The 6,686-nt window shown below is 76.0% G+C and carries 7 protein-coding genes; 6 read left to right on the top strand and 1 reads right to left on the bottom strand.

What is annotated here, in order from left to right:
• From ACTUAL_RS26210 to ACTUAL_RS26200, 3 genes are all read left to right on the top strand, one after another.
• Positions 1-246: hypothetical protein (locus ACTUAL_RS26210; RefSeq protein WP_440902115.1), on the top strand; the 246-nt coding region annotated here is incomplete at its 5' end.
• Between the two features lie 63 nt (positions 247-309).
• Positions 310-741 (top strand): hypothetical protein, encoded by a 432-nt coding sequence (locus tag ACTUAL_RS26205; protein WP_440902114.1) that lies wholly within the window; start codon positions 310-312, stop codon positions 739-741.
• Between the two features lie 59 nt (positions 742-800).
• Positions 801-1,808, top strand: coding sequence for a methionine synthase (locus tag ACTUAL_RS26200; protein WP_096496696.1), 1,008 nt, complete (start codon positions 801-803; stop codon positions 1,806-1,808).
• Between the two features lie 48 nt (positions 1,809-1,856).
• On the opposite strand, the gene ACTUAL_RS26195 is transcribed toward ACTUAL_RS26200, so the two are convergent.
• Entirely contained in the window at positions 1,857-2,663 is an 807-nt protein-coding gene (locus tag ACTUAL_RS26195; RefSeq protein ID WP_232520062.1) for a YeiH family protein, read from the bottom strand.
• Positions 2,664-2,733: 70 nt separating this feature from the next.
• On the opposite strand from ACTUAL_RS26195, the gene ACTUAL_RS26190 reads away from it, so the two are divergent.
• The 3 genes from ACTUAL_RS26190 to ligA all read left to right on the top strand — a co-directional run.
• Positions 2,734-3,621 carry a LysR family transcriptional regulator gene (locus ACTUAL_RS26190; RefSeq protein WP_440902113.1) on the top strand — a complete coding sequence of 296 codons (888 nt, stop codon included), beginning with the start codon at positions 2,734-2,736 and terminating at the stop codon, positions 3,619-3,621.
• A gap of 12 nt (positions 3,622-3,633) precedes the next feature.
• Complete coding sequence (locus ACTUAL_RS26185; RefSeq protein WP_096496693.1) at positions 3,634-4,281, top strand: hypothetical protein; 648 nt, start codon at positions 3,634-3,636, stop codon at positions 4,279-4,281.
• Between the two features lie 80 nt (positions 4,282-4,361).
• A partial coding sequence (gene ligA / locus ACTUAL_RS26180; protein WP_440902112.1) for an NAD-dependent DNA ligase LigA occupies positions 4,362-6,686 on the top strand: 2,325 nt, incomplete at its 3' end.

Raw genomic sequence — 6,686 nt, 5'->3', positions numbered from 1 at the left:
GACGGCGAGTTCGGCACCAGCGACGAGTGGCGGCACTACAACGCGCTGCACTTCTACTACGTCGTGGGACTGCGCCCGCACAGCGCGCGCACCAAGCGCGAGAACCTCGACCCGGTCGCCAGGCAGGCCCTCGCCTGGTTCGCGACCCAGGTCCCCGAGCGCACCCTGCACAACTGGCAGACCGCGGGGGCCAAGCTGATCGCCGCCGACCTGGCCGCGCTGTCCGCGCAGGTCACCCGGTCCTGACTGGCAGGAGTCGGCAGCGTCCGGCGTGGCCTCGGCAGTGCCGCGCGCCCGAGCATCGACCCCATGACGACCCACACCACCCCGCAGGGCGCCAACCCCGCCCCGCGCCGTCCCGCCCCGCGCCGTCCCGCCCTGCTCCGCTCGGCCCTCGTGCTCGACGGCGCGGGTTCCGCCGCGTGCGGCGCGCTCGTCCCGCTCGTCCCGCTCGACCTCGGCCTGCCCCGCCCGCTCCTGCTCGCCCTCGGCGCGTTCCTGCTCGGGTACGGCGCGTGCGCGTTCCTGGCGGGCCGCAACCCCACCCGTGCGAGGGCGCTCGCCGTCATCGCCTTCAACACCGCCTGGGTGGCCGCGAGCGCGCTCGTCGTGGCCTCGGGGTGGTTTCCGCTCACCACCGCCGGTCTGGTGGTCCTGGTGGCGCAGGCGCTCGCCGTCGCCGCGGTCACCGCGCTCCAGGCCGTCGGCCTGCGCCGCGCGACCCGCCCCGCGCGCGACTGACCCGCCCCCGCCGGGAGCGGGCGCACCACCCCACCCGCTCCCGGTGGGACACTTGCCGGGTGGACGTCACCCCCTGGCCCGCCGGAGCGGCAACCGGTATCGGCTCGCTCCCCGGCACCGACCCGCACGAGGCCGCCCGCCTGGTGTTCGGCGAGCTGCCCGACCTGCCGCACCTGCCCGAGCTGCCCGCGCGCGGCGTCGGGGCCGACCTGACCGGGCGGACCGCCGCGCTGCTGGTGGACCTGCCCGTGGAGGTCGTCCCGTCCGGCTACCGGGTCGCCGCCCACCCCGGTCGCGACCACCGCCGCGCCCAGGACCTGCTCAGCTGGGACCTCGACGCCCTCGAGGAGGCCGCCGCCGCCACCAAGCCCGCCGTGGTGAAGGTCCAGGCCGCCGGGCCGTGGACGCTCGCCGCGACCGTCGAGCTGGTGCGCGGCCACCGGGTGCTCACCGACCGGGGCGCGCTGCGCGAGTTCACCGAGTCGCTGGTGGAGGGCCTGTCCCGGCACACCGCCGAGGTCGCCCGACGCACCGGCGCGAAGGTCGTGGTGCAGCTGGACGAGCCCGCGCTGCCGTCCGTGCTGCGCGGCCTGCTGCCCACCCCGTCCAAGCTCGGCACCGTCCCCGCCGTGCCCGAACCGGAGGCGCAGGCGCTGCTGGAGAGCGCCATCGCCCCGTTCGACGACGTGATCGTGCACTGCTGCGCGCCAGGGCCGCCGGTGAACCTGATGCGCAGGGCCGGGGCGAAGGCCGTCGCGCTGGACGTGTCCCTGGTGGAGCGGGCGATGCTGGACGAGCTGGGGGAGGCGTGGCAGGAGGGGCTGGTGCTGCTGCTGGGCCTGCTGCCGGGCGCCGACCCGGCCACCCCGATCGACCTGAGGACCGCCGCGAGGCCCGCGCTGGACCTGGCCGACCGGCTCGGCTTCCCGCGCTCGGTGCTGGCCACGCACGCCGTCCCCACGCCCTCGTGCGGCATGGCGGGCGCGAGCCAGGGCTGGGTCCGCCGCGCCCTCGCGCTGTCCCGCGACCTCGGCAAGGCGTTCCTGGAACCGCCCGACACCTGGTGATCGCGCTCCACCGTGGACTGTCCCGGAAGGACGGTCCACGGTGGACGGTCACGTCAGCAGGGTCAGCGTCGCCCACCCGGTCCCGCACACCAGCAGCGTCGACAGCGCGCCCAGCGCCAGCGCCCTGGGGCCGGTGCGCAGCAACGCCTTCGGCCGCACCGCCGTGCCCAGCCCGAACATCGCCGCCGCCAGCAGCACCGTCGCCGCGACCTTCCCGCCGTCCAGCACCACCTGCGGCAGCACCCCCGTCGACCGCAGCGCCGCCAACCCCGCGAACCCCACCAGGAACAGCGGCACCACCGGCGCCCCCGACCCGCGCCCGCCGCCCACCAGCGCCACGACCGGCGCCAGCAGCGCCACCCGGCTCAGCTTCACCGCCATCGCCGCCGCCAGCCCCGACGCGGGCGCGGCAGCCGCCACCTGCCCCACCTCGTGCACGCTCAACCCGATCCACAGCGGCGACGCGCCCAGCAGCGGCAGCGCCAGCATCGCCAGCGTGCCGAACAGCGTCACCAGCGCCACGCTCGTCGCCACGTCCTCGTCCCGCCGCTCGACCACGCCCTCCACGGCCGCCACCGCCGACGCCCCGCAGATCGAGAACCCCGTCGCGACCAGCGTCGACAGCCCGCGCGGCAGCCCGAGCAGCCCGCCGATCCACCGGGTGCCCAGGAACGTGACCGCGACCGTCGCCACCACCGCGACCAGCACGCCCGGCCCCAGCTCCAGCACCACCGGCAGCGACAGCTGCAACCCCAGCAGCACCACGCCCAGGCGCAGCAGCTTCTTCGTGGCGGCGGACAGGTCGGGCAGGCGCCCTCCGACGAGGACGCCCAGCAGCAGGGCAGCGATCAGCACCCACAGATCGTCCGCCGCGTCAAGTGCTCCCGGTAGGCGGGAATCCGCTCTTCAGCCATACCCTCCGGCTATGGCCGACCCCGACCTGACCACCCTGCGGCTGCTCGTCCTGGTCGGCGAGCTGGGCAGCCTCAGCCGCGCCGCCGCCGCGCTGGGCGTTGCCCAGCCGTCCGCGAGCAAGCGCCTGACCGCCGCGGAGCGCGCGCTCGGCGTGGTGCTGGTCGAGCGCGGCAGCCGGGGCTCCGCGCTCACCCCGGCCGGGACGGTGCTGGCCGAGCGCGCCCGCCGCGCGCTGGCCGAGGTGGAGGGCCTGGTGGAGGCCGCGCGGGCGCTGCGGGCCGAGCGGGACGCCGAGCTGGCCGTCGCCGCGAGCATGACCGTCGCCGAGCACCTCGCGCCCGGCTGGGTCGGCGGACTGCGCCGCGCGCGCCCCGACCTGCGCGTCGGCCTGCGGGTGACCAACTCCGAGTCGGTGTGCGCGCTGGTCAGGGCGGGCGAGGTCGCCCTCGGCTTCGTGGAGGCCCCCGGCCCGCTGCCGGGGCTGAGCAGCCGGAAGGTCGCCGTGGACCGGCTGGTGCTGGTGGTGCCGCCCGGCCACCCGTGGACCCGCCGCAAGGCCCCGCTGCCGCCCGCCGAGCTGGCCGCCACGCCCCTGGTGGTGCGCGAGCGGGGGTCGGGCACCAGGGACACCCTGGACCGCCTCCTGCCTGCCGCCTGCCCGCCCGCGCTGGAGCTGGGCTCGTCGGCGGCGGTGCTGGGCGCGGTCGTCGCGGGCGCGGGACCCGCCGTGCTGAGCGCGCTCGCGGTCGCCGCCGACCTCGCGGCGGGCAGGCTCGCCGCCGTCCCCGTCGACCTCGACCTGCGCCGCGCCCTGCGCGCGGTGTGGCCGTCCGGTCGCAGGCTGGTGGGTCCGGCCGCCGAATTCCTCGCACTCGCCCTGCGCGACGCGGGCGCGTAGTTCAATGGGGACATGCGCTGGTTCCGCCGCAAACGCCCCGAGCCCCCGCCCGCCCCCGTCCACCTGCCGAACCCGGCCGAGGCGGCGGTGGCCTTCTGGGAGCGCTGGCACGCCCTGCTGCCCCGGATCAGCGGCGCGCTCGGCGACGGGCAGCCGCAGCGCGTCGAGCACGAGATGTGCGAGCTGGTCGCCTCCGTGCACCCCCGGCTGGAGTTCGCGATCCAGCGCGGCAGGCGCGCGGTGTACGCGCTCGTGCTCAGCAGCCGCGAGGACCCGGTGGTGCGCCCCTACACCGACGCCTGGAAGGCCGCCGCGCCGCACGAGGACATGATCTGGGAGTACCACGACTCGGTGCCGCCCGTGCCGGACACCGACGAGGTCACCGTCAACATCGGCGAGCACCGGCTGCCGCTGGCCGACATCCGGCTGCTCACCGAGCCGACCGACGACGGCGTGGTCGACGTGGTCGTGCACCACCCGGTGTTCGCCGACCTCGGCGAGGACGACCGGATGCGGGTGGCGTTCCTGGCGCTGGACGCGGCGCTGGGGGAGCGGGTGGCCGCGGGCGTGGTGGGCCGGGTGGAGCTGTCGCTCACCGACGGGCCGCGCTCCATCACGCTGCCGGAGTTCCGCCGGGCGTTCGAGCCGTCCGAGGACTGACCGGGCAGCGCGCGGGCGGGCCGTCCGCGCGCCCCGGCCGTCCACCGGGGACCGTCGGTGGTCCTGGCTAGGCTGCTGCCGTGACCAGCGACGACCACTCCTCCCCCGACCCCGCCGCGGACCGGGGCGACGACCTCGCCACCACCCCCGGCGCGCCCGCGGCCGACGCCCCCGACGGCGTGCGCGCCCAGGGGCTGGAGGACGTGCCCGCCGACGCCCGCGACCGGCACCGCGCGCTCGCCGAGGAGGTGCGCGCCCACCAGTTCCGCTACTACGTGCTCGACGCGCCCACGATCTCCGACGGCGAGTTCGACGCGCTGCTGCGCGAGCTCCAGTCCCTGGAGGACGCCCACCCCGGCCTGGCCACCCCGGACTCGCCCACCCAGCAGGTCGGCGGCACGTTCTCCACCGAGTTCACCGCCGTCGACCACCTGGAGCGGATGCTCAGCCTGGACAACGCGTTCGACGAGGACGGGCTGCGGGCGTGGTTCGAGCGGGTCGGCAAGGAGGTCGGCGACGCGGCGCGGTTCCTGTGCGAGCTCAAGGTCGACGGGCTCGCGATCAACCTGCTGTACGAGCGCGGCAGGCTCGTCCGGGCGCTGACCAGGGGCGACGGCCGCACCGGCGAGGACGTCACGCTCAACCTGCGCACCCTGCGGGACGTCCCCGAGGTGCTAGCGGGCACCGACGAGTGGCCGGTCCCCGAGCTGGTCGAGGTGCGCGGCGAGGTGTACTTCGCCGTCGAGGACTTCCTGGAGCTCAACGCGAAGCTGGTCGAGGCGGGCCTGCCACCGTTCGCGAACCCGCGCAACACCGCCGCGGGCTCGCTGCGGCAGAAGGACCCGAAGGTCACCGCGTCCCGCAGGCTGCGCATGGTGTGCCACGGCATCGGCAAGCGCGCCGGGTTCGAGCTGGAGCGCCAGTCCGACGCGTACGCGGCGCTGCGCGCCTGGGGGCTGCCCACCTCCGAGCACACCGCCGTCGTGGCGACGTTCGACGAGGTGTGGGCGCGCGTCGCGCACTGGGGCGAGCACCGGCACGACGCCGCGCACGAGATCGACGGGCTCGTGGTGAAGGTGGACGAGGTCCCGCTGCAGCGCAGGCTCGGCAGCACCTCGCGCGCGCCCCGCTGGGCCATCGCGTTCAAGTACCCGCCGGAGGAGGCCACCACGACGCTGCTCGACATCGGCGTCCAGGTCGGCCGCACCGGGCGGGTCACCCCGTTCGCGATCATGGAACCGGTGAAGGTGGCGGGCTCCACGGTGGCCCGCGCGACGCTGCACAACGCGTCCGAGGTCAAGCGCAAGGGCGTGCTCATCGGCGACCGGATCGTCATCCGCAAGGCGGGCGACGTGATCCCCGAGGTGCTCGGCCCGGTCGTGGACGTGCGCCCGGCGGACGCCAGGGAGTTCGTGATGCCCGCGTCCTGCCCGGAGTGCGGGCACGCGCTGCGCCCCATGAAGGAGGGGGACGTGGACATCCGCTGCCCCAACGCCGAGGGGTGCCCCGCGCAGCTGCGGGAGCGGTTGGCCTACCTGGCGTCCCGGTCCGCGCTGGACATCGAGGTGCTCGGGTACGAGGGCGCGGCGGCGCTGGCGTCGTCCGAGGTGTACGGCAACGAGGCGGACCTGTTCGACCTCACCGCCGAGGACCTGCTGCGCGTGGACCTGTTCCGTAACCAGGACGGCGCGCTGGTGACGAACGGCGCGAAGCTGCTGGAGAACCTGGAGGCCGCCAAGTCGCAGCCGCTGTGGCGGGTGCTGGTGGCCCTGTCGATCCGCCACGTGGGGCCGACGGCGGCGCGCGCGCTGGCGGTGGAGTTCGGCGGCGTGCAGGCCATCCTGGACGCCGAGGAGGCCGACCTGGCGGCGGCGGGCGGGGTCGGGCCGACGATCGCGGCGGCGGTGCGGGAGTGGGCGCGGACCCCGTGGCGGCAGGAGGTCGTGCGCCGCTGGGCGGCGGCGGGGGTGCGCATGGTGGACGAGCGCGACACCACGATCCCGCGCAACCTGGAGGGGTTGTCGATCGTGGTCACCGGGACGCTGGCGGACTTCTCCCGCGACGAGGCCAAGGACTCGATCCTGGTGCGGGGCGGCAAGGCGGTCGGGTCGGTGTCGAAGAAGACGGCGTTCGTGGTCGTGGGGGACAACCCCGGCGGCAAGGCGGACAAGGCCGCGCAGCTGAAGGTGCCGGTGCTGGACGAGGCCGGGTTCCGGGTGCTGCTGGAGCGGGGGCCGGAGGCCGCCGCGGCGGTCGCGGTGGTGGGGGCGCGGTTGTATGTGGCGCGGTTTGGGGGGGCCGTGGTGGCAACTTGTTCGGGGGTGGGTACGGGCGAGAGCGCTTCCACGACTGAGGGGACGGCTGGGGAGAGCGCTCCCACGGACGGGGGCGCGGGTGGGGAGAGC

Source organism: Actinosynnema sp., assembly GCF_052038725.1.
This window is presented reverse-complemented; position numbering and strand designations above follow the sequence as displayed.